The sequence below is a fragment of the Plantibacter sp. CFBP 8798 genome (assembly GCF_014841195.1).
GTDB classification, from domain to species: Bacteria; Actinomycetota; Actinomycetes; order Actinomycetales; family Microbacteriaceae; genus Plantibacter; species Plantibacter auratus.
The window spans coordinates 662,916-687,432 of sequence record NZ_JACYTS010000003.1 but is presented as its reverse complement, the minus strand read 5'-3'; the positions used below and the strand labels follow the sequence as shown (position 1 = coordinate 687,432).

At 69.9% G+C, this 24,517-nt stretch carries 29 protein-coding genes; 19 read left to right on the top strand and 10 right to left on the bottom strand.

From position 1 onward, the window contains the following. Position 1 precedes the first annotated feature (1 nt). Both IFU30_RS15785 and IFU30_RS15780 read right to left on the bottom strand, forming a co-directional pair. Positions 2 to 505: a GNAT family N-acetyltransferase gene (locus IFU30_RS15785; protein WP_192005955.1), complete on the bottom strand. Its 504-nt coding sequence runs from the start codon at positions 503 to 505 to the stop codon at positions 2 to 4. Beyond that, entirely contained in the window at positions 502 to 1,101 is a 600-nt protein-coding gene (locus IFU30_RS15780) for a TetR/AcrR family transcriptional regulator (protein WP_192005953.1), read from the bottom strand. Before IFU30_RS15780 ends, IFU30_RS15785 begins: the two co-directional genes overlap by 4 nt. Positions 1,102 to 1,164: 63 nt before the next feature. Between IFU30_RS15780 and IFU30_RS15775 the strand changes: the two genes are divergently transcribed. Then, positions 1,165 to 1,623 (top strand): GNAT family N-acetyltransferase, encoded by a 459-nt coding sequence (locus IFU30_RS15775; RefSeq protein WP_192005952.1) that lies wholly within the window; start codon positions 1,165 to 1,167, stop codon positions 1,621 to 1,623. A 7-nt stretch (positions 1,624 to 1,630) separates the two neighbouring features. Here the strand turns inward: IFU30_RS15775 and IFU30_RS15770 are convergent, their stop codons facing one another. Both IFU30_RS15770 and IFU30_RS15765 read right to left on the bottom strand, forming a co-directional pair. Then, the gene (locus IFU30_RS15770; RefSeq protein ID WP_056013885.1) at positions 1,631 to 2,302 is read right to left on the bottom strand and encodes a potassium channel family protein; all 672 of its coding nucleotides are present in this window, start codon (positions 2,300 to 2,302) and stop codon (positions 1,631 to 1,633) included. Continuing rightward, positions 2,295 to 3,737, bottom strand: a complete 1,443-nt coding sequence (locus tag IFU30_RS15765) for a TrkH family potassium uptake protein (protein WP_079706637.1) — start codon at positions 3,735 to 3,737, stop codon at positions 2,295 to 2,297. The genes IFU30_RS15770 and IFU30_RS15765 overlap by 8 nt, the downstream gene beginning before the upstream one ends. A gap of 72 nt (positions 3,738 to 3,809) precedes the next feature. Here IFU30_RS15765 and IFU30_RS15760 point away from each other — a divergent pair, with 72 nt between their 5' ends. The 4 genes from IFU30_RS15760 (at position 3,810) to IFU30_RS15745 (ending at position 5,328) form a co-directional block, all read left to right on the top strand. After that, on the top strand, positions 3,810 to 4,214 hold the full coding sequence (locus IFU30_RS15760) for an ArsR/SmtB family transcription factor (RefSeq protein WP_064294613.1): 405 nt from the start codon (positions 3,810 to 3,812) through the stop codon (positions 4,212 to 4,214). Between the two features lie 126 nt (positions 4,215 to 4,340). Beyond that, positions 4,341 to 4,535, top strand: a complete 195-nt coding sequence (locus tag IFU30_RS15755) for a helix-turn-helix domain-containing protein (protein ID WP_079706638.1) — start codon at positions 4,341 to 4,343, stop codon at positions 4,533 to 4,535. Between the two features lie 139 nt (positions 4,536 to 4,674). Beyond that, on the top strand, positions 4,675 to 4,773 hold the full coding sequence (locus IFU30_RS15750) for a 30S ribosomal protein bS22 (protein WP_003792170.1): 99 nt from the start codon (positions 4,675 to 4,677) through the stop codon (positions 4,771 to 4,773). A gap of 246 nt (positions 4,774 to 5,019) precedes the next feature. Beyond that, positions 5,020 to 5,328, top strand: a complete 309-nt coding sequence (locus tag IFU30_RS15745; RefSeq protein ID WP_079706639.1) for a hypothetical protein — start codon at positions 5,020 to 5,022, stop codon at positions 5,326 to 5,328. A gap of 42 nt (positions 5,329 to 5,370) precedes the next feature. On the opposite strand, the gene IFU30_RS15740 is transcribed toward IFU30_RS15745, so the two are convergent. Further along, positions 5,371 to 5,670, bottom strand: coding sequence for a helix-turn-helix domain-containing protein (locus tag IFU30_RS15740; RefSeq protein WP_064294610.1), 300 nt, complete (start codon positions 5,668 to 5,670; stop codon positions 5,371 to 5,373). 192 nt (positions 5,671 to 5,862) lie between these two features. Between IFU30_RS15740 and IFU30_RS15735 the strand changes: the two genes are divergently transcribed. Further along, complete coding sequence (locus IFU30_RS15735; RefSeq protein WP_192005950.1) at positions 5,863 to 6,123, top strand: glutaredoxin family protein; 261 nt, start codon at positions 5,863 to 5,865, stop codon at positions 6,121 to 6,123. Positions 6,124 to 6,163: 40 nt separating this feature from the next. Then, positions 6,164 to 6,472 carry a Dabb family protein gene (locus IFU30_RS15730; RefSeq protein ID WP_079706641.1) on the top strand — a complete coding sequence of 103 codons (309 nt, stop codon included), beginning with the start codon at positions 6,164 to 6,166 and terminating at the stop codon, positions 6,470 to 6,472. A gap of 18 nt (positions 6,473 to 6,490) precedes the next feature. On the opposite strand, the gene IFU30_RS15725 is transcribed toward IFU30_RS15730, so the two are convergent. The 3 genes from IFU30_RS15725 to aspS all read right to left on the bottom strand — a co-directional run bounded on the left by IFU30_RS15725 (position 6,491) and on the right by aspS (position 9,168). After that, complete coding sequence (locus IFU30_RS15725) at positions 6,491 to 7,267, bottom strand: putative protein N(5)-glutamine methyltransferase (RefSeq protein WP_192005949.1); 777 nt, start codon at positions 7,265 to 7,267, stop codon at positions 6,491 to 6,493. A gap of 89 nt (positions 7,268 to 7,356) precedes the next feature. Beyond that, a complete protein-coding gene (locus tag IFU30_RS15720; protein ID WP_124767400.1) occupies positions 7,357 to 7,809 on the bottom strand; it encodes a flavodoxin domain-containing protein in 453 nt (150 codons plus the stop codon). A gap of 18 nt (positions 7,810 to 7,827) precedes the next feature. Beyond that, complete coding sequence (gene aspS, locus IFU30_RS15715) at positions 7,828 to 9,168, bottom strand: aspartate--tRNA(Asn) ligase (RefSeq protein WP_192005947.1); 1,341 nt, start codon at positions 9,166 to 9,168, stop codon at positions 7,828 to 7,830. Positions 9,169 to 9,253: 85 nt separating this feature from the next. On the opposite strand from aspS, the gene IFU30_RS15710 reads away from it, so the two are divergent. Genes IFU30_RS15710 through ccsB form a run of 5 tightly spaced genes read left to right on the top strand, consistent with a single transcriptional unit; the run spans position 9,254 to position 13,940 of the window. Beyond that, positions 9,254 to 9,889 (top strand): histidine phosphatase family protein, encoded by a 636-nt coding sequence (locus IFU30_RS15710; protein ID WP_192005946.1) that lies wholly within the window; start codon positions 9,254 to 9,256, stop codon positions 9,887 to 9,889. Then, positions 9,889 to 10,497: a TlpA family protein disulfide reductase gene (locus IFU30_RS15705; protein ID WP_138945214.1), complete on the top strand. Its 609-nt coding sequence runs from the start codon at positions 9,889 to 9,891 to the stop codon at positions 10,495 to 10,497. The genes IFU30_RS15710 and IFU30_RS15705 overlap by 1 nt, the downstream gene beginning before the upstream one ends. Then, entirely contained in the window at positions 10,494 to 11,240 is a 747-nt protein-coding gene (locus IFU30_RS15700; RefSeq protein WP_124767397.1) for a cytochrome c biogenesis CcdA family protein, read from the top strand. Before IFU30_RS15705 ends, IFU30_RS15700 begins: the two co-directional genes overlap by 4 nt. Next, positions 11,224 to 12,888, top strand: coding sequence for a cytochrome c biogenesis protein ResB (gene resB / locus IFU30_RS15695; protein WP_079003290.1), 1,665 nt, complete (start codon positions 11,224 to 11,226; stop codon positions 12,886 to 12,888). The genes IFU30_RS15700 and resB overlap by 17 nt, the downstream gene beginning before the upstream one ends. After that, the gene (gene ccsB, locus IFU30_RS15690; RefSeq protein ID WP_079706648.1) at positions 12,885 to 13,940 is read left to right on the top strand and encodes a c-type cytochrome biogenesis protein CcsB; all 1,056 of its coding nucleotides are present in this window, start codon (positions 12,885 to 12,887) and stop codon (positions 13,938 to 13,940) included. The genes resB and ccsB overlap by 4 nt, the downstream gene beginning before the upstream one ends. 16 nt (positions 13,941 to 13,956) lie before the next feature. Here the strand turns inward: ccsB and IFU30_RS15685 are convergent, their stop codons facing one another. Then, complete coding sequence (locus IFU30_RS15685) at positions 13,957 to 14,934, bottom strand: o-succinylbenzoate synthase (RefSeq protein WP_124767396.1); 978 nt, start codon at positions 14,932 to 14,934, stop codon at positions 13,957 to 13,959. 564 nt (positions 14,935 to 15,498) lie between these two features. Between IFU30_RS15685 and IFU30_RS15680 the strand changes: the two genes are divergently transcribed. The 5 genes from IFU30_RS15680 to IFU30_RS15660 all read left to right on the top strand — a co-directional run bounded on the left by IFU30_RS15680 (position 15,499) and on the right by IFU30_RS15660 (position 21,968). After that, positions 15,499 to 16,485, top strand: coding sequence for a hypothetical protein (locus IFU30_RS15680; protein WP_192005945.1), 987 nt, complete (start codon positions 15,499 to 15,501; stop codon positions 16,483 to 16,485). A 16-nt stretch (positions 16,486 to 16,501) separates the two neighbouring features. Continuing rightward, positions 16,502 to 17,428 (top strand): 1,4-dihydroxy-2-naphthoyl-CoA synthase, encoded by a 927-nt coding sequence (locus tag IFU30_RS15675; protein ID WP_064294597.1) that lies wholly within the window; start codon positions 16,502 to 16,504, stop codon positions 17,426 to 17,428. A 57-nt stretch (positions 17,429 to 17,485) separates the two neighbouring features. Beyond that, positions 17,486 to 18,646 carry an AMP-binding protein gene (locus IFU30_RS15670; protein WP_192005944.1) on the top strand — a complete coding sequence of 387 codons (1,161 nt, stop codon included), beginning with the start codon at positions 17,486 to 17,488 and terminating at the stop codon, positions 18,644 to 18,646. A gap of 106 nt (positions 18,647 to 18,752) precedes the next feature. After that, positions 18,753 to 20,894: an acyltransferase family protein gene (locus IFU30_RS15665; protein ID WP_342450879.1), complete on the top strand. Its 2,142-nt coding sequence runs from the start codon at positions 18,753 to 18,755 to the stop codon at positions 20,892 to 20,894. Between the two features lie 39 nt (positions 20,895 to 20,933). Continuing rightward, positions 20,934 to 21,968, top strand: coding sequence for a 1,4-dihydroxy-2-naphthoate polyprenyltransferase (locus tag IFU30_RS15660; RefSeq protein ID WP_192005942.1), 1,035 nt, complete (start codon positions 20,934 to 20,936; stop codon positions 21,966 to 21,968). Here the strand turns inward: IFU30_RS15660 and IFU30_RS15655 are convergent. Then, positions 21,909 to 22,253 carry a DUF4229 domain-containing protein gene (locus tag IFU30_RS15655; protein ID WP_192005940.1) on the bottom strand — a complete coding sequence of 115 codons (345 nt, stop codon included), beginning with the start codon at positions 22,251 to 22,253 and terminating at the stop codon, positions 21,909 to 21,911. The genes IFU30_RS15660 and IFU30_RS15655 overlap by 60 nt on opposite strands. 71 nt (positions 22,254 to 22,324) lie before the next feature. Here IFU30_RS15655 and IFU30_RS20515 point away from each other — a divergent pair, with 71 nt between their 5' ends. Together IFU30_RS20515 and menD are read left to right on the top strand one after the other, a co-directional pair. After that, on the top strand, positions 22,325 to 22,747 hold the full coding sequence (locus IFU30_RS20515; protein ID WP_085514031.1) for a PLD nuclease N-terminal domain-containing protein: 423 nt from the start codon (positions 22,325 to 22,327) through the stop codon (positions 22,745 to 22,747). Then, a complete protein-coding gene (menD, locus tag IFU30_RS15645) occupies positions 22,744 to 24,480 on the top strand; it encodes a 2-succinyl-5-enolpyruvyl-6-hydroxy-3-cyclohexene-1-carboxylic-acid synthase (protein ID WP_192005938.1) in 1,737 nt (578 codons plus the stop codon). The genes IFU30_RS20515 and menD overlap by 4 nt, the downstream gene beginning before the upstream one ends. The last annotated feature ends 37 nt before the right edge of the window (positions 24,481 to 24,517 follow it).

Below are 24,517 nucleotides of genomic sequence, written 5' to 3'. Positions count from 1 at the left end.
ATCAGTCGAAGGACCGCACGAAGCAGTCGAGGCCGGGTCTGTCGTCCCAGGAAGCGACTGCCACGAAGCCGGACCGCCGGTAGAGCGCGATCGCGGCGGATCGCCAATGCCACACGGAGAGACGCACGGTGTCGTCACCCCGCAGTCGCGAGACGGTCGTCGCGGCCTCGAGCAGGGTTGCGGCCACGCCCCGGCGACGAGCGTCGGGGTCGACCCAGAGTCGCTTGAGCTCCGGCGACGGGCCGTCCGTCAGGACGACGCAGCCGAGCACCCGGTCGTCCTCGACGGCCAGGAGGATCTCCTCGGAGGCGAAGGCGGTGCCCGGGTCGGCGATCTCGACCCGGTAGCGGTCGGGGAGGGCGATCGTCGGAGTGGGCTCGTCCAAACCCGGCGCTCGGCCGAGGAGTTTCTCATGCTCGGTCCGGCGGTGGTACTCCTCGAGGAGCTCGGCGAATCGCTCGCGACGATGAGCCGGAGCATCCGCCCACCGTTCCACGACGATCACGCGTGGCTCGTCTCGTCGAGCCCGAGGACGAGCAGCAGTCGGTCCAGCGCGGCGAGCTGGGCCGCGGCGTCGTAGTGGTCGTCGTCGGCCGTGCTCAGGGTGCTGACGCCCTCGATGAATCCGACGACGACGGTGGCCGTCGCGGCGACCTCGGCCTCGGTGAGCTCGGGGCGGATCTCGGCCACGAGGCGGCGGGTGCGCGCGACGAACACGCCATGACCCGCACGGTGCCGTTCGGCCAGCACCTCGTCGTCGAGCGCCGTCGCGAGGTAGCCGAGCCAGACCCGGGCCTCCTGACGTGTCTCGTCGGTGAGGGACAGGGCCTGCCGGAGGACGGCGCGCAAAGCGTCACGCGGGGTCTCGGCTGCGGCTTCGAGCGCCTCGGTCCGCGCCGCCGTCCGTTCGTGGAGCAGGTCGCGAGCGTGCAGCAGGAGCGCGCGCTTGTCGGGGAAGCGATGCAGGACGAGGCCCGTCGTGCACCCGGCCCGCTCCGCGACCGCGCGGAGGGTCAACCCGTGCGGGCCGTGCTCGCCCAGGACCTCCCAGACCGCGTGCGAGATCCGCGCCTGGGCCGCTGGGTCCTTGGTTCTTGCCATGTCGTGATCACCTCGGAACCGATGTTACCGTAATGCTTGTTACGGAATGACTGGAGGACACGCATGACGATCAGGATCAGCCGGGTGGCCTGGGACGACGAGGCGGGAACCGCGCTGCGGGCCGCCCAACGCCGCGAACTCGATGCGCGGTACGGAAGCGACGATCACGAACCCGGGACACCGCCGACCGCAGCCGACATCACGCTCTTCCTGCTCGCCAGCGACGTCGACGACACCCCGCTCGGCTGCGGCGGCCTGCGGATGCTCGGCGCGGACCGGGCTGAGATCAAACGCATGTTCGTCGTACAGCAGGCCCGGGGGACCGGCGTCGCCACCGCGCTCCTGCGGGCACTGGAGGACGAAGCGCGGTCGCTCGGTCTCGCAGAGCTCCTCCTCGAGACCGGCACGGAGCAGCCGGACGCGATGCGCTTCTACGAGCGCGAGGGGTACCAACCGATCGAGGCGTTCGGGCCGTACGTCGACGAGCCGCAGTCGCGCTGCTACGCGCGTAGCCTCACCTGAGGAGGCTTCAGCCCTCGAGTGAGGCGAAGCGTTCGATGTCGGCCGACGTGCCGGAGACGATGATGAGGTCGTGGTTCGACACGACGGTGTCGGCGGTCGCGTACGTGAAGGGCTTCCCCGGTGACTTCACCCCGACGACCGTGATCCGGTACTTCGTCCGGACGCCCGATTCCGTCAGGTTCAGCCCGCGGATGGGCTTCGGCGGGTACATCTTGACGAGCGCGAAGTCGTCGTCGAACTGGATGAAGTCGAGCATGCGGCCCGACACGAGGTGGGCGACGCGTTCGCCGGCCTCGCGCTCGGGGTAGATGACATGGCTCGCCCCCACCCGGGCGAGGATCTTGCCGTGCGACTGCGAGACGGCCTTGGCCCAGATCTGCGGGATCTTGAGGTCGACGAGGTTGGCGGTGATGAGCACGCTCGCCTCGATGGAGGATCCGACCGCGACGACCGCGACCGAGAAGTCCTGCGCGCCGATCTGCCGGAGCGCCTCGATGTTCTTCGCGTCGGCCTGCACGGTGTGCGTGACCCGGTCGGACCACTTCTGCACGAGGTCGGAGTTGTCGTCGATCGCGAGCACCTCGCGGTCGAGTCGGTCGAGTTCGCCGGCGCAGGCCGCACCGAACCGACCGAGTCCGATGACGAGGACCGGGGCGTCGTGCTTGATGCGGTCAACCAACGATGGGCCTCTCTTCGGGTCGTTTGAACAGCTGGCCGCTCTGACTCGCGGCCACGGCTGCAGCGAGTGTCACTGTACCAACGCGGCCCAGGAACATGGTGACGGCGAGGACGTACACCCCGGCGTCGGGCAGGTCCGCGACGAGGCCGGTGCTCAGCCCGACCGTCGCGAAGGCGGAGATGACGTCGAACAGCACGTGGTCGAGCGGGGCCTTCGTCATCTGCAGGATGACGATCGTCGACAGGGCGACGATCGTCGCACCCCAGAGGACGACGCTCACCGCGACGCGGAGCACGTCCTGCGGGATCCGGCGGCGGAAGACCTCCACGCCCTCGCGGCCCCGGGCCTCGGCGAACGCCGCCAGGAACAGGACGGCGAGCGTCGTGACCTTGATCCCGCCGGCGGTCGAGGCGGAGCCACCGCCGATGAACATGAGCATGTCGGCGACGAGCAGGGTCGAGCCGTTGAGGTCGCCGATGTCCACGGTGGAGAAGCCGCCCGACCGCGTCATGGCCGACAGGAAGAACCCCTGGAAGATCGTGTCCCAGAGGTTCCACTTGTTCCAGGTCTCGGGGTTGTTGAACTCGAGCAGGATGAAGGCGAGCGCCCCGGCGAAGAACAGGATGATCGTCGTGACGAGCGTGAGCTTGACGTGCAGCGACCAACGGCTCGGTCGACGGAAGTTCCGGCTCAGGGCGTAGATGACCGGGAAGCCGATGCTGCCGAGGAAGACCCCGAGCATGAGGATGCTGAGGAACCAGTAGTCGTTCTCGAAGGCCGCGAGCCCCTCGGCGTTCGGCGTGAAGCCGGTGTTGGTGAAGGCCATGGCCGCGTAGTAGACGCTGTTCCAGGCGGCGTCCCAGGGGTTGATGCCGTCGAGCAGCATGCGCGGGAAGAGCAGGACCGCCAGGGCCGCCTCGATCACGAGGGCGCTGACGGCGACGGTGACGAGCAGGTTGCCGATCTCCCCGAGGCGGACCGCCTGACCCTCGGCGACGGGGCCGTGGTGCGACCGCAGGGGGTTCGTGTCGCTCGCCGCCATGAGCTTCTGGCGGAGCCCGAGTCGTCGGGCGATCACGAACCCGAGGATCGATGCCAGGGTCAGGACGCCGAGCGCGCCGATCTGGACGCCGATGAAGACGAGCACATGACCGAAGAGCGACCAGTGCGTGGCCATGTCGACGGTCGAGAGCCCGGTGACGCAGATGACGGAGACGGCGGTGAAGAGCGCGTCGGCGATCGGGGTCACCTGGCGGTCGGCGCTCGCGATCGGGAGCGAGAACAGCATCGTGAAGACGAAGATCAGGAAGCTGAACACGAGGATGGCGAACCGGGAGGTCGACTTCGCGGCGAAGTCGCTGACGGCCTCCCTGACCCTCGCGAGTCCGTGACGGACGGTGATCGAGGGACGACGCCCCATGGCATTGCCGCTCATCTGACCCCTCAACACCTCAGGACTGCGCCGGAGGCAATGGTACTCCGTGCGCTCCATCACTATCGTTGGAGCATGGCCGACATTTTCGACGTGATCGCTGACACCACCAGGCGGGACATCCTCGCGCTGCTGCTCGAACGGCACGGTGGCACCGGGACGAGCGTCTCCGAGATCGTCGCGCAGCTCGGCCTCAGCCAGCCGACGGTGTCCAAGCACCTCAAGGTCCTGCGCGAAGCAGAGCTCGTGGAGGTGCGCGAGGAGGGCCAGCACCGCTACTACAGCCTGGACTCGGCGCCGCTCGAGGACGTGGAGGACTGGCTCATCCCGTTCCTCAGCGTCGACTACCAGGACGACGGTGTCGATTTCGCGGCGCTGTCACTCCCGGACCAGGCCAAGGCGGTCGCCGGATCGGTCGGCAAGGTCGCTGCGGACGTGACCCACGCGGTGCAGTCGGTCACGAAGAAGCTCCGCCCGTAGCCCGGCCCCCATACCGTTCACACAGGGGATGTACAGGGCGGGCGTGGGCCCTCTAGAGTTGCCATGCGGCGTTCCGGTCCTCGGGGCGCCGTTCAAGCGGGTTTCCAGAGGCGCAGGAGGGGTTCGATGACGCAGGACACTGCTGACGTCCGCTTCCTCACTGTGGCCGAAGTCGCCGAGATGATGCGGGTGTCCAAGATGACCGTGTATCGCCTGGTGCATTCGGGGGAGCTCCCGGCAATCCGGTTCGGGAAGTCGTTCCGAGTGCCGGAGACCGCCGTCGACGCCGTCCGGCAGCGCCCGGTCGCCGACGTCGGCTGAGGCGTTTCCCGCTCCTAGCAGCCTGCAGGCGTACGGCGTGTGAACGACGCGCGCTGCAATCGGCTAGACTGGCAACAAGACTTGTTCTCTTCGGTCGCGATCCCTGCGGCCAAGCCCCCCAATTCTGTGAGGTAAATCCGTGGGTTCTGTTATCAAGAAGCGCCGCAAGCGTATGGCGAAGAAGAAGCACCGCAAGCTGCTTCGCAAGACCCGTCACCAGCGCCGCAACAAGAAGTAGCCGGCTGCTCCGTTCGGAGCGCCTGACGACTCTTCGTCCACCGGAAGCGCCTGCCCATTGGGGTACGGCGCTTTCTGGCGTTGTCGAGGTGATCGTCTCGTTGGTCGGTCAGAGCGTGTGGTTTCCGCGGGTGGAGCGGCGTCGAGGTTCCTCCACAGGCGAGGCCGGACGGGACTGATCCACAGCGCGTCGCGGCACGCGGTCCGTCGCCCCGAGATCGTCGGCGGTCCTTCGTAGGTTCGTTGCATGACCCGCGATCTCCCGCCAACCGTCCACCGCAACCGACGCGAGCTCGCGTATCGGGTGCCGTTCGTCGTCGAACGAGACGACGCACCTCGCTATCGACTCCGGAACGTCGGTGACGAAGCCGTCCACTGGGTCGTGCTGCGCCTGATCGGACCCGGACTCCTCGCTCCACTGGAACCGTGTCGCCTGACGCCGGGGAGCGCCCTGGAATTCGAGGTGTTGGGCACCGAGCTGGCCCGCGCGACCAGCGTGCAGGTGTCCTGGTTCCGTCCCGGTGGCCACCAGTACCTCTGGCGGGTCACCTTCTGATGGACGCCGGCGGGTGGAGGGGAGTGGTCTCCGGCGGGCGGGTCAGCGCTCCTGGTCGCGGCGAGCGGCCAGCAGATCGCGTGCCGTCAGCTTGTGCGCTCGCCCCGGGTACATGTCGGCGTTGAGGCCCGTGATGAACGGGGCCGGGTCGAGGTCGAGCGCGGTACTCAGCCGGACGAGCGTCTCCACGCTCGGGTGCACCTGCCCTCGCTCGATCTTGCCGATGTTCGTCCAGTGCATCCCGGCCAGCACGCCCAGGTCCTCAAGGGTCAGCTGTCGCTCGTTGCGCGCGGCACGCAGCCGCTCGCCGAGGATTGTCGCGGCTTCCGAATGTGTAGGCATCACACAATGACAACGGACCTCGACCGGCGCATGCCAGAGTGTCTGAGCACGGCGAATTCGACACACATGGTTCTCAACCTTGGGTTCATCGGCATCATCATTCCGGCATCGTGTCAGATGTCTCGGTGAAACACCACACGTGTCGGTTCCTTGGACGTGCTCCGACCTCGGGCACCCCGTACAGTTGAGGAGGTGTCCACTCTGCACGTCACGCTCATCGGCAAGCCCGGCTGTCACCTCTGCGACGACGCACGTGCCGTGATCGACGAGGTGGTCGCAGGCCTCCCGTCCGGCGGCCCGACGATCGAACGCGAGGAGCTCTCGATCCTCGACGATCCCGCGCTCCACGACCGCCACTGGGAGGAGATCCCCGTCGTCCTCATCGACGGCAAGGTCCACAACTACTGGCGCATCGACCCCGACCGCCTGCGGTCCGCGTTGCTCGCCGACTGATCCGCACGTCCATCCATCCACATCGACCCTTGGGGGCCCAGTGACCATCCGCCACATCGTCAGTTGGAAGCTGGCAGCAACGGACGACGCCGAGCGCGACGCGGCGTTCGCCACCATGCAGTCCGAACTCGAGGCACTCGCCGGGTTCATGCCGGACGACATCGAGCACCTCCAGGTCGGACGCAACATCGCCTACCCCGAGAGCAACTGGGACGTCGTGCTGGTCGGCGACTACCCGAGCCTCGAAGCCCTGGAACGGTACCAGGTCCACCCGGAGCACGTCCGCGTGGTGCAGATCGTCCGTCAGCTCGTGGTCGAGCGCTCCGCGGTCGACTTCCAGCTCGACTGAGCCCGGCACCCGCAGGGCTCAGGCCATGATGCCGACGGCGACGGTGCCGTCGAGCTCGTCGTCGCGGACGATCGACGCCGTGAGGCCCGCCGCCCGCATGAGCGCGGCGGTCTCGGGGGCCTGACGTTCGCTCGTCTCGATCAGGAGGGAACCGGTCGGCGCGAGCCAGTCCGGGGCCTGCGCGATGATCCGACGCTGCACGTCGAGCCCGTCGGCACCGCCGTCGAGCGCGATCACGGCCTCGTGCTCCCGAGCCTCCGGGGGCATCGTCGCCATCGACGCTGTCGGGACGTAGGGTGCGTTCGCGAGCAGGAGGTCGACGCGCCCCGCGAGCGACCGGGGCAGCCCGTCGAACAGGTCTCCGGGCAAGGCATGCCCACCGAGTGGCTCGAGATTGCGCCGTGCGCACTCCACCGCGGCGAGGTCGATGTCCGACGCCCAGACGTCGATGGGGCCGGGTGCCTCGGTGAGGAGGGCACTCCCGACAGCCGCGGCACCGCAGCAGAGCTCGACGACCACCGAACCGTTCCGGAGGCGCGGGAGGGCGGCGTCGACCAGGAGCTCGGTCCGTCGCCGCGGCACGAAGACCCCGTCCTCGACGACGACCCGGCGTCCTCGGAACGCGACCCAGCCGAGGACGTGTTCGAGCGGCCGGCCGGCGACCCGTGCCGCGACCATCCGTTCGAGTCGATCCGGATCATCCGACTCGGCGAGGAGCAGCGCCGCCTCGTCCTCGGCGAAGACGCACCCCGCCGCACGAAGGCGCAGGACCACGGATCCTGCGGTCGCGTTCATCTGGCTCACCCCTCGCTCACGTGCGAGGACGCCGCACGGCCGGTGCGAGTCACGCTACCGTCGCGTCCTGGCACGCACCAGGGCGGAGGTCAGAGCTGTTCTGCTGCGGCGAGCACGCCGGGCAACCAGGCGAGCGCGACGTCCTTCTTCCGCTCGAACCCGCCGTCGTCGTGCAGACCGAACTCACCGAAGCGGGTCGCGCCGTGCTCGGTGAGGATGGCGTCGAGCAGCGAGCTGCCCTGGTTGTACGTGTCCTCGTAGCTGCTGTCGCCCAGCCCGAAGATGGCGTACCGGAGCCCGTCGAGCTCGACGTCGGACTCCTCGAGCGCCTCGTAGAAGATCTGGCCGGTCTCACCGAGGAGGCCGTCGCCGTACGTCGACGTGATGAAGATGTGGATCTCGTCGGTCGACAACTCCGCGGGGTCGACGTCGCCGAGGTCGGCGACGCGCCACTGATGCTGAGAGCCGATGGCCTTGCCGATGTCGCCGGCGAGGCGTTCGGCGTTGCCGGATTCGGTCCCGTACAGGATGACGATCTGCATGGCGTCCTTCTTGCGGGGTTACGGGGCGAGGCGGGTCGGGCCGCGGAACAGGTAGGTGACCTCGCGGATGGAGGTCTCGTGCAGCATGAGCATGAGCACGCGGGCGAGGCCCATGCCGAAGCCGCCGTGCGCCGGGACGCCGTAGCGGAAGAAGTCGAGGTAGAACTCGAGTTCCTCGGGCTCCAGGCCCTTCTCCTTGGCCTGCTCGATGAGGACGTCGACGCGGTGCTCGCGCTGCGCGCCCGTGGAGATCTCGACGCCGTTGTAGATGAGGTCGTAGCTGTTGGTGAGCGAGCCGTCCTCGGCGTTGCGCATGTGGTAGAACGGCCGGATGCTCGACGCGTAGTCGGTCAGGAAGACGAAGTCGTGACCGAAGGTCTCCTTGACGTAGGCCGCGATCTGACGCTCGCCCTCGGGGTCCATGTCGTCGTCGGCGCGGGGGATCTCGTAGCCGCGCTCGGCGACGATGCGCTTGGCCTCGGCCAGCGGGATGCGCGGGAACGGACGCGACGGGACCTCGAGCTCGATGCCGAAGAGCTCGGAGATCTGCTCGCCGTGCTTGTCCTTGACCGCCGTGAAGCCGGCGACGAGGAGCTCCTCGTGCAGCTGCATGACGTCCTCGTGGGACTCGATCCAGCTGATCTCGGCGTCGACGCTCGTGAACTCGGTCGCGTGTCGGCTGGTGAACGACGGGTCGGCGCGGAATGCGGGTCCGACCTCGAACACCTTGCCGAAGCCGGCGGACTGCGCCATCTGCTTGAAGAACTGCGGGGACTGCGCGAGGTACGCCTTGCCCTCGAAGTAGTCGACCTCGAAGAGCTCGGCGCGCGACTCGCTCGCGCTCGCCATGAGCTTCGGGGTGTGGATCTCGATGAAGTCGTTGTCGATCCAGTACTGACGCAGTGCGTGCTCGAACGTCGTCTGGATGCGGAAGATCAGGGCCTGCTTCGGCTGGCGCAGGTCGAGGAAACGCCAGTCGAGCCGCTTGTCGAGCGAGGAGTCCGCAGCGATCGGCGTCTCGGGGTTGGCGGCGGTGACGACCTCGAGCGTGGCGACCTTCACCTCGATGCCGCCGAGCTTGACGCGCTCGTCGTGCTTGAGCTCGCCGGTGACGGTGATGAAGGAGCCGTGCGCGAGGGCGGAGATGGCCTCGGTGGTGGCGAGGCGCTCGGCGGAGCCCTCGACCTCCGGGTCGACCTCGCGGACAGCCGGGTTCACCAGCTGGACGGCGCCGCTCTCGTCGCGGAGGACGACGAACTGCACCTTCTTCTGGTCGCGGACGGTCTCGACCCATCCGGAGACGGTGACGGGACCGTCGGACAGGGCGGCCAGGTTCTTCACAACGACGCGTTCACTCACCCCGACAGCTTAGCCGTCGCTCGTGGCTCGGACCTGGACGGAGGTCACGGTGAATCCGCAGCTTGGGGAAACGTACACTTGAAGGGTGGTAGCCGACCAGATCCATCTCGTGCGTCACGGCGAGGTGCACAATCCTTCTCGTGTGCTCTACGGTCGACTCCCCGCATTCCGACTGTCGGAGCTCGGCGAGCGCATGGCGCAGGCCGCCGCGGACGACCTCGTGAGCCGTGATCGCACGGTGGGCGCGCTCTACGCGTCCCCGCTGCAGCGCACCCAGGAGTCTGCAGCGCCGGTCGCCGCAGCGTTCGGGCTCGCCGTCGTCGCCGAGCCGCGCGTGATCGAACCGTTCAACGAGTTCGAGGGCAAGCGCATGAGCCGCGCCCTGAAGAACCCGCTCAACTGGCCCAAGCTCCGCAACCCGTCCCGCCCGAGCTGGGGCGAGCCGTACGCGTCGATCGTCAACCGCATGACCGCGGCCGTCGAGGACGCCTGGCGGGCGACGCCGTCGGGCGACGTCGTCATCGTCAGCCACCAGCTGCCGATCTGGATGCTGCACAGCTCCGTCGTCGGGGCGCCGTATCGTCACGACCCGCGGAAGCGGCGGTGCGCCCTGTCCAGCATCACCACCCTCGAGCGGACCGAGCAGGGCTTCGTCGAGGTCGGCTACGTCGATCCGGCCGCCCGTCTGTCGTCCGGCGCGACCGATGTCGGGGCCGTCTGATGGCCCGCCGATCGAGGACGTCCGCCGTCGCCGCCGTGTTGGCCGTCGGGGCACTCCTGCTCACGGCGTGCGGGAGCGACCCGCTCGCCGAGCAGTACCGCGAGGGCAGCAGCAAGGGGTACGTCGCGGGCGACGGCAGCGTGACCGAGGTCGCGCTGGACGACCGCGGTGAGTCGATCAGCTTCTCAGGCGTCGGCGAGGACGGCGAGCAGATCTCCTCCGCCGACCACGCGGGCCAGGTCCTCGTCGTGAACTTCTGGTACGCCGCCTGCGCCCCCTGCCGCGCGGAGGCGAAGGACCTGCAGGCGCTCAACGAGGCCTACACCGACAAGGGCGCCACCTTCATCGGCGTCAACGTCCGCGACACCGCCGACACCGCGAAGGCGTTCAACGGAACCTTCGGCATCACCTACCCCTCCATCCTCGACGTCGACAGCGGGGAGGCGAAGCTCGCCTTCACGGGCAGTGTCCCGCCGAACGCGGTGCCGACCACCATCGTCCTCGACGCCGAAGGTCGGGTCGCCGCACGCATCCTCGGGCAGCTGCAGGACCGCACCATCCTCGACACCCTCATCCGCGACACGATCGCCGAGAGCGCCCCAGAGTGAGCCCCGGCGAGCTCGTCTACGGCGGCCAGCTCCTCGTGGCGATCCCGATCGCCATCGCGGCCGGTCTGCTGTCCTTCCTCTCGCCGTGCGTCCTGCCACTCGTCCCCGGCTACCTCGGATACGTCGGCGGCATGACGACGGTCGAGGAGGGGCGCTCCGGTGCGGGTCGCCGGCGCGTGCTGCTCGGCGTCAGCCTCTTCATCCTCGGCTTCACCGTCGTGTTCGTGGCGATCGCGGCGTTCGTCGGAACGATCGGCGCCTGGTTCGTCGAGTGGGAGGGCGTCATCACCCGCGTCCTCGGCGCCGTCGTCATCCTCATGGGGCTCATCTTCATCGGACAGTTCTCGCGGCTGCAGCGCACGGTGCGCACCAACTGGGCACCCGCCACCGGCCTCGCCGGCGCGCCACTGCTCGGCTTCGTCTTCGCCATCGGCTGGACGCCCTGCCTCGGCCCGACCCTCACCGCGATCAGCGCGCTCTCCCTCTCGGGCGGCTCCGCCTGGCGCGGGGCCCTCCTCGGGCTGTTCTACTGCCTCGGTCTCGGCATCCCCTTCCTGCTCGTCGCGCTCGGACTCGGTTGGGTCACGGGGTCGTTGGCGTTCCTCAAACGGCACATCCGCACGATCAACATCATCGGCGGCGTGCTCCTCATCGTGATCGGTGTGTTGATGGTGTCTGGTCTCTGGTCCGCTTGGATGTACTCGTTGCAGGGGGTGATGAGCGGCCTTGTCACGCCCCTCTGATCACATCGATTCCGCCGCACCGGCTCCGGCCGACGGCATCAACCAGCCGAAGCTCGGGTTCGTCGGTTGGCTCCGCTTCTTCTGGCGTCAGCTCACGAGCATGCGCACGGCGCTCTTCCTGCTGCTGCTCCTCGCCATCGCCGCGGTGCCCGGTTCGCTCGTCCCGCAACGGTCGAGCGACCCGAACGGCGTCACCCAGTACTTCACCGACAACCCGGACCTCGCGCCCATCCTCGACAAGGTGCAGGCGTTCGACGTCTACAGCTCGGCCTGGTTCTCCGCGATCTACCTGCTGCTGTTCATCTCGCTCATCGGCTGCGTGATCCCGCGGACGAAGCACCACTGGCTCGCCCTGCGCTCCCGCCCGCCGCGGACGCCCGCGCGCCTGTCGCGGCTCTCCGCGTTCGAGCGTCGCAGCGACGACAGCGGCGCGACCGCCACCGAGCTCATCGACGACGCGACGAAGCAGTTGAAGCGCCAGGGCTACCGAGTCGAACGCTACGACGCCGAGGGGTCCGCATCGGTGTCCGCCGAGCGCGGCTTCCTCCGCGAGACCGGCAACCTCGTCTTCCACTCGGCACTCGTCGGCATCCTCGTGACGGTCGGTTTCGGCGGCGGTTTCGGCTTCTCCGGTCAGCGCGTGCTCGTCGAGGGTCAGACCTTCGTCAACACCCTGCTCGACTACGACTCGTTCAACCCCGGCCGCTTCTTCAACGAGTCGGAGCTGGCCCCCTACAAGTTGACGCTCGACGAGTTCGGCGTCACCTACGAGACCGAGAACCTCGACGCGTACGGGCAGGCGATCGACTACCGCGCGAAGGTCACGACGACCTCGCCCGGCGGGAAGCCGCAGGACGCGACGATCAAGGTCAACGATCCGCTCCGGTTCGAGGGCACCGACGTCTACCTGCTCGGCAACGGTTACGCGCCGACGATCACCGTCCGCGATCCCGAGGGCAAGGTCGTGTTCAGCGACTCCATCCCGTTCCTGCCGCAGGACGCCCAGCTCACGTCGCTCGGCATCGTCAAGGTCCCGGACGGCCTGGCGGAGCAGCTCGGCATGATCGGGTTCTTCTACCCGACGCAGGCCGCGTCCAAGCCGCCGTTCTTCTCGTCCTACCCCGACCTCGCCTACCCGGTGCTGACGCTCAACGTCTACTCCGGCGACCTCGGGATCAACGCCGGTGCTCCGAAGTCGGTCTACGCGCTCGACGTCGACGACATGAAGCAGCTCACGGGGGGCGACACCGGCGTCGAGTCGATCGAACTCACGCCCGGCCAGATCACCGACCTGCCGAACGGACTCGGCACGGTGTCCTTCGACAACGTCGCCGCCAACCCGTCGACCGAGAACTACGCCGGCTCCGTCAAGCGGTTCGCCTCGTTCGACGTCCACCACGACCCGACCCAGCTGTGGGTGCTCGCGTTCGCCATCCTCGCCCTGTCCGGCCTCATCACCTCACTCTTCGTCGCCAGACGCCGCGTCTGGGTGAAGGCCGTGACCGGGAGCGACGGCACCGTCTCCCTCGAATACGCCGGGCTCGCCCGCGGTGAGGACCCCGGCCTCGAAGCGGCCGTCGCGGCGATCGCCGAAGCGCACAGTCCAACGCCTGTCCCGTCCGAACCCGAAGGTAGAATCACCCCGTGACCCTCGTCGAAATCTCGAACCTCTGCCTCTGGTCGGCCGTCGCCGTCTACGCGCTGGCGTTCATCGCCTTCACGTTCGACCTCGCGCGCCGCAGCGCCGAGGTCACCGCGGCGATCGACGCGGCCGAGCGGGCCGAGCTGGAACGGTCGGCAGCCGCCGAGGAACGCGTCGGTGCACTCGCCTCCGCCGCGGCGCGGACCGCCGCACCGATCGTCACGAGCGACGGTGTCCCGCGCAAGACCCGCCGCCCCTCGGACGAGCCCGAGCAGCAGGCGTCGCGCAAGTCGCCGAGCCTCCGGGTCGGAGTCTCGCTCACCGTCATCGCCTTCCTCCTCCACCTCGTCGCGGACGTGACGCGCGGTATCGCCGCCGGTCGTGTCCCGTGGGCGAACATGTACGAGTTCGCGATGACGGGCACGCTGCTCATCGTCGCGGTGTTCCTCGTGGTCATCGCGCGCGTGGACCTCCGGTTCCTCGGCAGCTTCGTGATCGGCCTCGTGACCGTGCTCCTCGGCCTCGCGACCGCGAACTTCTACGTCGAGGTCGTCCCGCTGCCGCCGGCGCTGCAGTCGGCGTGGCTCGTCATCCACGTGTTCGTCGCGAGCCTCGGCACGGCGTTCTTCGCCATCGGCTTCGCGTTGAGCGTCGTGCAGCTCCTGCAGGGGCGTCGCGAGCGACGGCTCGGGCTCGTGCAGCCCACCCAGAGCTCCGGGCGTCTCCGCTTCCTGCTCACCCTCCCGAACGCGGAGCGCCTCGAGAACCTCGCCTACCGCGTCAACATCATCGGCTTCATCTTCTGGACGTTCACGCTCATGGCCGGTGCCATCTGGGCTGAGCGCGCCTGGGGTCGGTACTGGGGCTGGGACACCAAAGAGGTGTGGACCTTCATCATCTGGGTGATCTTCGCCGGGTACATCCATGCCAGGGCGACGCGCGGCTGGCGCGGATCACGCGCGGCCACGCTCGCCATCATCGGCTTCAGCGCCGTGATGTTCAACTTCGTCGTGGTCAACGTCTTCTTCAAGGGTCTGCACGCCTACAGCGGCCTGTAAGCCCCTGCGCCGGCCCTCAGCCGAGCAACGCGTGCGTGCGGCGGAGCCGGTCGAGCCACCAGGCGGTCCGCTCCGGTGACGCCGTGAAGTGCTCGAGGAGATCGACGTCCACCTCGACGCGCCGAACGGCGATGCCGCCGTCCACGGGATCGAGCGGTGCGGTCGTCACGTCGCCGCCGAGGAGCGCGGTGGTGGCGAGCCCGCAGTCGTAGTCGAGTTCCGGCAGGGCCGCCGCGAGGTGGGCACCCATGGAGATGCCGACGGAGGTGTCCAGCGCGCTCGAGACGACGATCGGCAGGCCGGCCTCGCCCGCGATGCGGAGCGCGGCGTGCACGCCGCCGAGCGGCTGCGCCTTCACGACGAGCAGGTCGGCGGCGCCGGCGCGAGCCACGGCGAGGGGGTCCTCGGCTTTGCGGACGCTCTCGTCCGCCGCGATGGCGACGTCCAGGGAGGAGACCCGTTCACGGATCTCGGCGAGTTCCGCGACGGTCGCGCAGGGTTGCTCGACGTACTCGAGGTCGAAGGGTTCGAGAGCGCGGATGGCGTGTTCGGCCTCGTCGACGTTCCAGTTGGTGTTGGCGTCCACGCGGAGTCGACCCTCGGGTCCGATGGCCCGACGGACGGCGGCGACGCGCGCGACGTCGTCGGCGAGCACCTGCCCGCGCTCGGCCACCTTCACCTTCGCGGTCCGGCAGCCCGGGAAGCGGGAGAGGATCGACGGCACGTCCGCCGCGTCCACGGCCGGGACCGTCGCGTTCACGAGGATGCGATCCCGGTGGAGGGGTGGGAGGTCCGACCAGCCGAAGTCGATGGCGGCCCGCAGCCACGCGGCAGACTCCTGGTCGTCGTACTCGACGAAGGGGGAGAACTCCGTCCACCCGGCGGGCCCGCGGAAGAGGACGGCCTCGCGGGTGTCGATGCCCCGGAACCGGACGCGGAGGGGGATGGAGACCACGCGGGCGGTGGCGAGGACGTCGTCGAGGTTCGCTTGCATGACCCCATCCTGCACCCGGACGTCGGAAGCCGTCGCGGGACGCCCGTGACACAATCGATCCCGTGCCGCTGTTCTCCCGACGCAAGCCGACGCCAGGCGATCGGCGAAGCGTGCCCGCGGACGAACCCGCCGCCTTCTCGGTGCCCGAGCCGATCTTCGAGCCGAGCCCCGAGGCCGAGGTGCTCCCGGTGGTCGAGGAAGCGCCCGGCGGATCCTCCGACGAGCCGCGCGATCCGAACGCCCCGCCGATCCCCGGAGCGCCGCCGGCAGCCGTGTCCTCGAGCGCGCCAGCGCCTGCCGCCCCGGAGCGCACGCCCGAGGAACTGGAGGCGGAGACCGCAAGGTTCCGTCGTCCGGGGTCCCGAGGACGACGGACGCCACGGCAGCCCGCATCACGGAAGCCGTCGTCGCGCCGTCAACGGAAGGCGGCGGCACGCGCGGCCGCCTCGCAACCCGAGTCCGCGGCGATCTCGGCCGACGGCGGCGAGCGGAGTCCGGCGGCCCACCCGCCTGCCGGCGGTGCGTCCCCGACCGGGCGGGACGAGCTCGGCGCGCGGAGTCGGGGTGTCGTCGCCTCCCTTCTCGCCGCTCGCCCTGCTCGGCGCGGTGGTGGCCGTCACCCTCTTCACCGTCCTGCTGGCCGTGAGCTACCGGCCCGGCGAGGGTGCCTGGGCCATCCTCGTGGCGTTCGTCCTCGTCGTCGTCGTGCAGATCGTGCTGCTCATCGGGAGTGTCATCGTCATCCGCCGGAAGGTGCGGCGCCGCTGGGGTGTGCTGGCGCTGGTGCTCATCCTCGTCGTCAACCCCGTCACGGCGATGGCGGTCGGCGGTCTCTCCACGGATCGGGCCGGGAATGGTGCCTCCGCCGGTGGCAGCGGCGACGAGGAGCACGACCCGATCTGGGACACCTACCCGGGATCCGCCTACGTCGACGCGAAGGAGACCCTCGACGGGCCGAGCTACGAGGACTTCGTCGGGACGTCCGACGAGATGCTCGCGGAGATCCGGACGGCCCTGACCGCCGAGTTCGGCTTCGACTGGGTGGAGCGACAGCCCGCCGAGACGGAGGTCGATCAGAACGGGTACGGCGGGGACTCCATGCTCTTCGAGTACACGGCACCGGTGTGGCAGACGACGACGACCGTGCGCACCTTCGAGGAGAAGTCGCGGGTCGTCGAGCTGATCCGGCAGGTGCTGCTCCGGTACGGCATCGCGAACCTCGACATGCAGAACGCACCGTCCTCCTGGCGTGAGCCGGGCGAGCTCACCGAGCGGTACGGCGGTGAGACCCTCGACACTCAGGCACTGTGGGACCTGCACACCTACAACGCCATCACGGGAGCCGGCGACTTCCGGACGAGCATCGTCGACCTCACGCTCGACTCGGCCGGCACGGTCGCGAAGGACCGCGAGTTCGACGTCGACTACTACGACATGGCGGCGGAGGGTGTCGAGCTGCACCTCGACTCGTATGCGCTCCTGAAGGAGGCGGACCGCGCCGACTACCTGGAGGCGCTCAAGCCCTATGCGGACCTCGACAAGCCGAAGTAGTGCCTAGGCTGGACGCATGAGCGATCGAGTGTCCGAACTGTTCGACCCGGAGATCTGGGACGTCGTACCGGGGTTCGAGGACCTCACCGATCTGACGTACCACGTCGCGCGCGAGGGCGGCTTCGTGCGCATCGCGTTCGACCGCCCCGAGGTGCGCAACGCCTTCCGCCCGCACACCGTCGACGAGCTGTACCGCGCGCTCGACCACGCTCGCCAGAGCCCGACGGTCGGAGTGGTGCTGCTCACCGGCAACGGTCCGAGCGCGAAGGACGGCGGCTGGGCGTTCTGCTCGGGCGGCGACCAGCGCATCCGTGGTCGCGACGGCTACCGGTACGCGAGTGACGACGCCGCGGACGACGAGACGGCGAGCGGCATCGACGCCGCGCGCAACGGTCGCTTGCACATCCTCGAGGTCCAGCGCCTCATCCGCTTCATGCCGAAGGTCGTCATCAACCTCGTTCCCGGATGGTCCGCGGGCGGTGGGCACTCCCTCGGCGTCGTGTGCGACCTGTCGATCGCGAGTCGGGAACACGCGCGGTTCAAGCAGACCGACGCCGACGTCGGTTCCTTCGACGCGGGGTACGGGAGCGCGTACTTCGCCAAGCAGGTGGGTCAGAAGTTCGCCCGCGAGGTGTTCTTCCTCGCCCAGGAGTACGACGCGGAGCGCGCGCTGCAGGCGGGCGCGATCAACGCGGTCGTCCCGCACGCCGAGCTCGAGCAGACGGGCGTCGCCTGGGCCCGCACCATCCTCGGCAAGTCACCGACCGCCATCCGCATGCTGAAGTTCGCCTTCAACGCCGTCGACGACGGTCTCGTCGGCCAGCAGGTCTTCGCGGGCGAGGCCACCCGCCTCGCCTACGGCACCGACGAGGCGGTGGAGGGGCGCGACGCCTTCCTGGAGAAGCGCAAGCCGGACTGGGCTCCGTTCCCCTGGCAGTTCTGAGCTGCCTGACCGCGAGGAGTCGGCGGAGCGCCGACGCACCCGGCGTACGCTGAATCCATGACCCGTCAGCTGCTCCCCGTCGACGCGTCCGCATCGGCGATGCTCGCAGCCCTGGAGACGGCGCTCGAGGGCTCCGGACCCGCGGTCCTCCCGATGCAACCCGGATCGTCCGCGGCACCGGCCGTGGTCGACGACCGGGTGGCCCTCGTGATCGAGACGTCCGGCTCGACGGGCGTGCCGAAGCGGGTCGCCCTCTCGGCTGAGGCCCTCCTGGCCAGCGCGGCGGGTTCCGCGGTGGCTCTGGGTGGCCCTGAGGCCCATCGCCGTTCGTCCCAGTGGATCCTGGCGCTCCCGACGCACTACATCGCCGGCGTCAACGTGCTACTCCGGTCGATCGTCGCCGGGACCAGGCCGCTCGAGGCACCGACAGGGTCGTTCGACGCCCGGGCGTTCTGCGGACTCGTCGAGCGGCTCGACGCCGATGCCGGATTCGCTGCCCTCGTACCGGCACAACTGCGCATGCTCGTCGACGCCGCCGAGACGAGCACCTCCGTGCGTGACGCGCTCGCCGGACTCGCCGGGCTGCTCGTCGGGGGACAGGCCACCCCCGCTCCGCTGCTCGAGCGGTCCGCGGCGCTCGGCATCCGCGTCGTGCGGAGTTACGGCTCGAGCGAGACCTCCGGCGGCTGTCTGTACGACGGCGTGCCGTTCGCCGGTGTCGAACCCCGGCTGGTGAACGGGGAGCTCCTCATCGCCGGACCGGTCCTTGCCGAGGGCTACCTCGGCGAACCGGACCGCACGGCGACCGCCTTCCCGGACGACGGCGGCCGCCGGTGGTACCGCACCGGCGACACCGCCGAGCTCGTCGACGGCGTCGTCCGGGTGACCGGGCGGGCCGACAACGTGATCATCAGCGGCGGGGTGAACATCTCCCTCGACCGGGTGCAAGCGGTCGTCCGGTCGGTGCCGGGGCTGGCCGAGGCCGTCGTCGTCGCCGTCCCCGACGAGCGGTTCGGCCAGGCGTCCGTGATCGTGACGGGGGTCGGGACCCCCTTGGACCAGCGCCCGGACGACGCGCTGCTGCAGACCGCCCGAGACGCCGTCGCGGAGGCGCTCGGCCGCCCGGCGCGCCCCGCCCGACTGGTCCGTCTGACCGAGCTGCCGCTGCTCGCGAGCGGCAAACCCGACCTCGTCGCACTCCGCTCACGACTGGGCTGACCCCGTCCTCCGCGTGCCCGCGAGCGCCGGTTTGCAGGCGGTTGTCGCATAGGGCATGCTCTCCCATGCGTGTCGACGAGCGACCGCAGCCGGGGGACGACGACAGGTGACAACGGGGACCGACACGGGCGCTGCGCCCACGAGGCCGACCACGGCGTTCCGCGCCGACATCCAGGGGATGCGGGCGCTCGCCGTGACCGCGGTGATCCTCGCCCATGCGACCGGCTGGCCGGCCGGCGGCTTCGTGGGCGTGGACGTGTTCTTCGTGATCTCCGGCTTCCTCATCACCGGGTTGCTCCTGCGCGAGCACGAGCGTTCCGGACGCATCTCCCTGCCGGCCTTCTTCGGGCGGCGGATCAAGCGGATCCTGCCCGCGTCGCTCGTCGTCCTGGCCGCGACCGTCGCGCTGGCGTCGTGGCTCTTCAACGCGCCGCGGGCGCTCGCGACCTGGTGGGACGCAGTGTCGGCCGCGCTGCTCGTCTCGAACTGGCGCTTCGAGGCGTCGGGCACCGACTACTTCCACGCGACGGACGCCGCGTCACCGCTGCAGCACTTCTGGTCCCTCTCGATCGAGGAGCAGTTCTACCTCGTGTGGCCGGTGCTGCTCGTCGTCCTGCTCGCCGTCGCGGCCCGCGGAGCCAGACCCGTGCTGCGCTCGCGCCTCGTCGTCGGTGGCGTCCTCGTCGTCCTCATCGCGGCCTCGTTCGCCGTCGCCGTGTGGCAGTCGGGGGCGGCCCCGCAGGCCGCCTACTTCGCGACCGGCGCGCGAGTGTGGGAGCTGGGGGCCGGCGCACTCCTGGCCGTGCTCGCGCCGCTCCTCGGCCGACTGCCGATGGCGCTCCGGGTGGTCGCCGGGTGGGCGGGGCTCGTCGGCATCGTCGCGTCCGCGCTGCTCATCACCGGGTCGATCGGGTTCCCCGGCCCCTGGGCGGTCGCGCCCGTCGCCGCCGCGATGCTGCTCATCGCCGCCGGGACCGGAGCCGGCCCGGCGTACTCGCGCTGGATCTTCCCGCTCGCGAACCCGCTGGGCCGTGGCGTCGGAGCGATCTCCTACTCGCTCTACCTCTGGCACCTCCCGATCCTCGTGTTCGTACCGATGCTCGTCCCCGACACCGCCCTCAGCACGGTCCCGGGGATGCTCGGGCTCATCCTCGGGGTCTCGGTGCTCTCCTTCCTGCTCATCGAGCAGCCGTTGCACCGCACACCACTCGTAGGTTCCTTCCACGGCGACCGCGACGCCAGGGACGCCGCCTGGGCCGCCTGGCGCGAGCGGTTCGCCTCCCAGTTCCTCTACTCGGCGGTCGGACTCGTGATCGTCGCCGGGCTCGCGGTGATCGCCATCGGCCCCGCGCTCCGCATGCCGGTGACCACCGGGGGACCGGCGGCCGTCGCGGCACCGGCCGGAGACCCGCTCCAGGGCATCGCCGCCGAGCTGCAACTTGCGAGCCAGGCCTCTGCGTGGCCCGACAACCTCTCGCCGAGCCTCGACGACGCGATCCGCGCGACCTCGAGCACCAACCCCGCCCGGGCCTGTTTCGACCTGGGTTCGACGCCCGACGACGGTTCGTGCACCTGGGGCGATGCGTCCGCGCCGAAGCACGTCTACCTCGTCGGCGACTCGACCGCGCTCGCCTACGCGCCGGCGTTCCGTGCGATCGCGGACCAGAGCGGCGGTGCGGTGCGGATCACCACCATCGGTCTCTACGGGTGCCGCTTCACGCAGGACCTCATCCAGAACAGCGGCGCCGGGGTCATGGACGACTGCCCGACGCGCAAGCACGACATCGCTGAACGCATCGCCGCGGACCAGCCCGACCTCGTGATCGTCTCGAACGCGTTCGCCGCAGGCCGCACCACCGACGGCCGATCGCTCGACACGACGTCGATGGTCGCGTCGGCGCTCGCCGAGACGGCGGGGTATCAGGTCCCGGGCCGCGTCGTGTTCCTCGCGCCGCCGCCGCTCGGTGCGGATCTCGGTTCCTGCTACTCGCGGGTGTCCAGTCCACAGGACTGCGCCGTCGGCGTCGACGCCGCCTGGAACGACTTCGCCGCGGCGACCGAGTCGGCGGCGGGAGCGGCCGGAGAGCGCTTCGTGTCGTCGCTCCCGTTCAGCTGTGCGGATGGCGTCTGCCCGGCGTTCGCCGGGACGACGCCGACGAAGTACGACAGCGTGCACCTCACCCCGGCGTTCGCCGAGCACATCGCTCCGGCGGTCCTCCAGACGCTCCAGGCCGCCGGCGCACTGTGACGCCGTCCGCCCCGAGGCTCCGCGGGTAGACTCGCCGTCGTGGCACATGGAGCACGGCCGGCAGCGCCGAAACAGCAGAAGACGTCCGCACCGCGCAGCACGGCGGGTCGTGGCGCGAACGGTGGACGATCCGGCAACCCCGCGCGCGGTGGCGGTCGCAAGGTCCCGCTCGCGAAGCCGGCGACCTTCGGCGACTGGGTCGGTGCGGCCCGAATCCGTACGCTGCCGATGGCCGTCGCCCCCGTACTCATCGGCACCGGTGCCGCGACGATCATCGCGGGCCCCGGGGTCTACCACCCGGTCCGTGCGCTGCTCTGCCTCGTCGTCGCGCTCGCGCTGCAGATCGGCGTCAACTACGCCAACGACTACTCCGACGGCATCCGCGGAACGGACGACCTGCGGGTCGGCCCGAGCCGACTGACCGGTTCCGGCGCGGCGAAGCCAAAGACGGTCCTGACCGTCGCGCTGGCGTTCTTCGGTATCGCGGCGGTGGCCGGCATCGTCCTCACGATCCTCACCCAGTTCTGGTGGCTGCTCCTCGTCGGGGCGGTCGCGATCGTCGCCGCCTGGTTCTACACGGGCGGGAAGCGCCCCTACGGGTACTTCGCGCTCGGCGAGGTCTTCGTCTTCGTGTTCTTCGGCCTCGTCGCCACGCTCGGCACGACCTTCGTCCAGGTCGGGACGGTGAACCAAGAGGCGTGGTTCGGCGCGATCGGCGCGGGCCTCATCGCCTGCGCGGCGCTCGTCGTCAACAACCTCCGCGACCTCGAACAGGACAAGGCGGTCGGCAAGCGCACCCTGTCGACGTTCATCGGCCGGATCGCGTCGAAGGTGCTCTACTGCGTCCTGCTGCTCGTGCCGTTCGGCATCGCCGCGTTCCTCGCGCTGTTCTACCCGATCGCCTGGTTCACCATGTTCGCGCTGCTCGCCGCCATCCCGGCGTGCGTGATCGTGCTCTTCTCCACGACGGCCAGGGAGCAGATCCTGGTGCTCAAGCTGACGGGGCTCGTGCAGCTAGCGTTCGGGGTGATCCTCGGTCTGGCGTTCTTCTACACGCCCGGCATCGCCGGCTGACGGCGCTTCCGGTGCCGCCGCGCTCGCATCGAGCGCCGCGTCCTCGGAGTCCTCATCGTCGTGCGGCGTCGGCTTGTCGCCGTGCCGACGGGCGTAGAGCTCCTGCGCGACGGTCTCCCGCGGGGTGCGCAGGAAGATGTAGGACACGCAGAGTCCGATGATCGCGGCGATGATCGCGGCGACCCAGGGCTGCAGACCCGTGAGGAAGACGAGGAGCAGGAGCGGCACCACGAACGCCAACAGGCGGAGGATGGTGTACCGGACGGCGGCGGGAACGCGTTTCACCAGACAAGTCTAGGCGTCCCGCCTGAAGGCAACCCCAGGTAATCACGTCACCTGGCGTTTACGATGGAGACATGGTTCGTCTCTGGATCGGCCTCGCCGTCGCGGCAGTCGTCTTCATCGTGTATTCGGTGGTTGACTGCGCCACGATGCCGCGCGACCGCGTCCGAGGGATCAGCAAGACCTCGTGGATCATCGCCATCCTCCTCCTGCCGGTCATCGGCGGAGTCCTCTGGTGGATCATCGGCCGGGTTCGCGCTCCGAAGGCCGTGCCCCGCGGCTCAGCGCCGGACGACGACCCCGACTTCCTCAAGAAGCTCGACGCCGACCGAGCGCAGACGAAGCGTATCCGCGACCTCGAGGACGAGCTCAACCGCTTCGACGACGAGTCGGGCGACAGCCCGGATGCGACGACGCACGACGACCCCACCCCGGGATCCGACACGCCCGACGACGGTTCCGGCCGCAGACCGCCTGGCGCCCCGAGCGCCTCGTGAACCCGTCCGCTGCTCCCGAGCCCGTCGGCTCGGCTCGCTCGTCGAGCCCGGCCAGCGCGTCCGCGTGGGCACTCCTCGACGCGCTCGTCGCCGTGGGTGTCTCCGACGTCGTCGTCTGCCCCGGTTCCCGGTCCCAGGCGCTCGCGCTCGCCGCTGCCGAGCTGGCGGCCTCCGGACGGATCACCCTGCATGTGCGCATCGACGAGCGGGTCGCCGGCTTCCTCGCCTTGGGCCTCGGCGTCGAGACCGACCGTCCGGCCGTCGTGATCACGACCTCGGGGACGGCGACCGCGAACCTGCATCCGGCGGTCCTCGAAGCGCATCACTCGCGCGTGCCGCTCATCGTCCTCACCGCCGACCGGCCGGCCGAGGCGCACGGCATCCGGGCGAACCAGACGACGAAGCAGGACGACCTCTACGGGTTCGCCGCGCGCCTCGCCGTGGTCGTCGAGGCCCCGACCGGTGCCGACGGTGAGCAGGGCGCCGCCCGCGATCTCGCCCAGCGGGCGTACCTCGCAGCGACGGACGTCCTCGATCCGGGCCCGGTGCACCTGAACCTCGCCTTCCGGGAGCCGCTCTCGGGCAGCTTCGACCCGGTCGTCGCCGGGGCGACCCCCGACGTCCCGGTCGAGACAGACGCCACCGCGGAAGCACCGCTCTACCCGGGGCGACCGCATCTCGTCCTCGAGCGCGGACCCAGGACCCTCGTCGTCGCCGGGCACCATGCCGGCCCGGCCGCCGAGCAGCTCGCGGCGGACGGCGGATGGCCGCTGATCGCGGAGGTGTCGAGCGGATCCCGGTTCGGGCGGAACGTCATCGCCGCCTACCGGGAGCTGCTCCGCGAGGACGACTACCGCGAGGCCGTCGAGCGGGTCGTCGTCTTCGGCCACCCGACCCTCAGTCGCGAGGTCCCGCTCCTGCTCCAGCAGCCGCAGGTCGAGACGATCGTCGTCGCCCCGGCCGGAGCCGAGGTCTACAACCCCGGACGACGGGCCGACCGGATCGTGTCCTCCGTCTCCGTCGAGGTGGGGCCCGCGGATCGCGCTTGGCTCGGAGCCTGGGTCGTCGGATCCCGCGAACGGGTGGTGGACCCCTCGCCTGCAGCCCCCGATCTCGAGGGGCTGCACTCGACGACTCCCGCCGAGCGACTGGCCTCCGTCCGGGCAGAGCTCGACGCCGTCCGCCTCCCGGTCACCCGCGAGGTCCTCGTCGACGCGGTCTGGCGTGCCACCTGGCCGCACGACCGCCTCGTCGTCGGCGCGTCGAGGCTCATCCGCGTGGCCGACGGTCTCGTCCCCGGCCGCAAGATCAGCGTGCACGCCAACCGCGGACTCGCGGGTATCGACGGCACCATCGCCACCGCCACGGGGATCGCGCTGGCGAGCCAGGCCGACGGAGGCCCAGGTGTGACGCGGGTGCTCCTCGGCGACCTCGCCTTCCTCCACGACGTCGGCGCGATGCTCCTGGACGACGGCGTCGTGCCGCGTCTCCAGGTGATCGTCGGCAACGACGGGGGCGGCACCATCTTCGACGCGCTCGAGGTCGCCCAGAGTGCCCCTGGAGCGCTCTTCGACCGCGTCCAGTACACGCCACAGCACGTCCGGCTGGAGTCGCTCGCGACCGCCTACGGGTGGGAGTACCGCTCGGCCCGCACGCGCACGGAACTCGACCAGGCGTTCACCGCGCCGGTGACCGGTCCCGTCCTCATCGAGGTCCCGCTGCCGCGAGCCTGACCCGCCGGTCCTGCCAGGGGTCGACTTCCGAAGCGAC

Bases quoted from the DNA above. Each gene is read 5' to 3' on its own strand.
- IFU30_RS15780 (WP_192005953.1), bottom strand. From the start codon at position 1,101: ATGGCAAGAACCAAGGACCCAGCGGCCCAGGCGCGGATCTCGCACGCG.
- IFU30_RS15775 (WP_192005952.1), top strand. From the start codon at position 1,165: ATGACGATCAGGATCAGCCGGGTGGCCTGGGACGACGAGGCGGGAACC.
- IFU30_RS15765 (WP_079706637.1), bottom strand. From the start codon at position 3,737: ATGAGCGGCAATGCCATGGGGCGTCGTCCCTCGATCACCGTCCGTCAC.
- IFU30_RS15760 (WP_064294613.1), top strand. From the start codon at position 3,810: ATGGCCGACATTTTCGACGTGATCGCTGACACCACCAGGCGGGACATC.
- IFU30_RS15755 (WP_079706638.1), top strand. From the start codon at position 4,341: ATGACGCAGGACACTGCTGACGTCCGCTTCCTCACTGTGGCCGAAGTC.
- IFU30_RS15745 (WP_079706639.1), top strand. From the start codon at position 5,020: ATGACCCGCGATCTCCCGCCAACCGTCCACCGCAACCGACGCGAGCTC.
- IFU30_RS15740 (WP_064294610.1), bottom strand. From the start codon at position 5,670: ATGCCTACACATTCGGAAGCCGCGACAATCCTCGGCGAGCGGCTGCGT.
- IFU30_RS15725 (WP_192005949.1), bottom strand. From the start codon at position 7,267: ATGAACGCGACCGCAGGATCCGTGGTCCTGCGCCTTCGTGCGGCGGGG.
- IFU30_RS15720 (WP_124767400.1), bottom strand. From the start codon at position 7,809: ATGCAGATCGTCATCCTGTACGGGACCGAATCCGGCAACGCCGAACGC.
- IFU30_RS15705 (WP_138945214.1), top strand. From the start codon at position 9,889: ATGGCCCGCCGATCGAGGACGTCCGCCGTCGCCGCCGTGTTGGCCGTC.
- IFU30_RS15685 (WP_124767396.1), bottom strand. From the start codon at position 14,934: ATGCAAGCGAACCTCGACGACGTCCTCGCCACCGCCCGCGTGGTCTCC.
- IFU30_RS15675 (WP_064294597.1), top strand. From the start codon at position 16,502: ATGAGCGATCGAGTGTCCGAACTGTTCGACCCGGAGATCTGGGACGTC.
- IFU30_RS15670 (WP_192005944.1), top strand. From the start codon at position 17,486: ATGACCCGTCAGCTGCTCCCCGTCGACGCGTCCGCATCGGCGATGCTC.
- IFU30_RS20515 (WP_085514031.1), top strand. From the start codon at position 22,325: ATGGTTCGTCTCTGGATCGGCCTCGCCGTCGCGGCAGTCGTCTTCATC.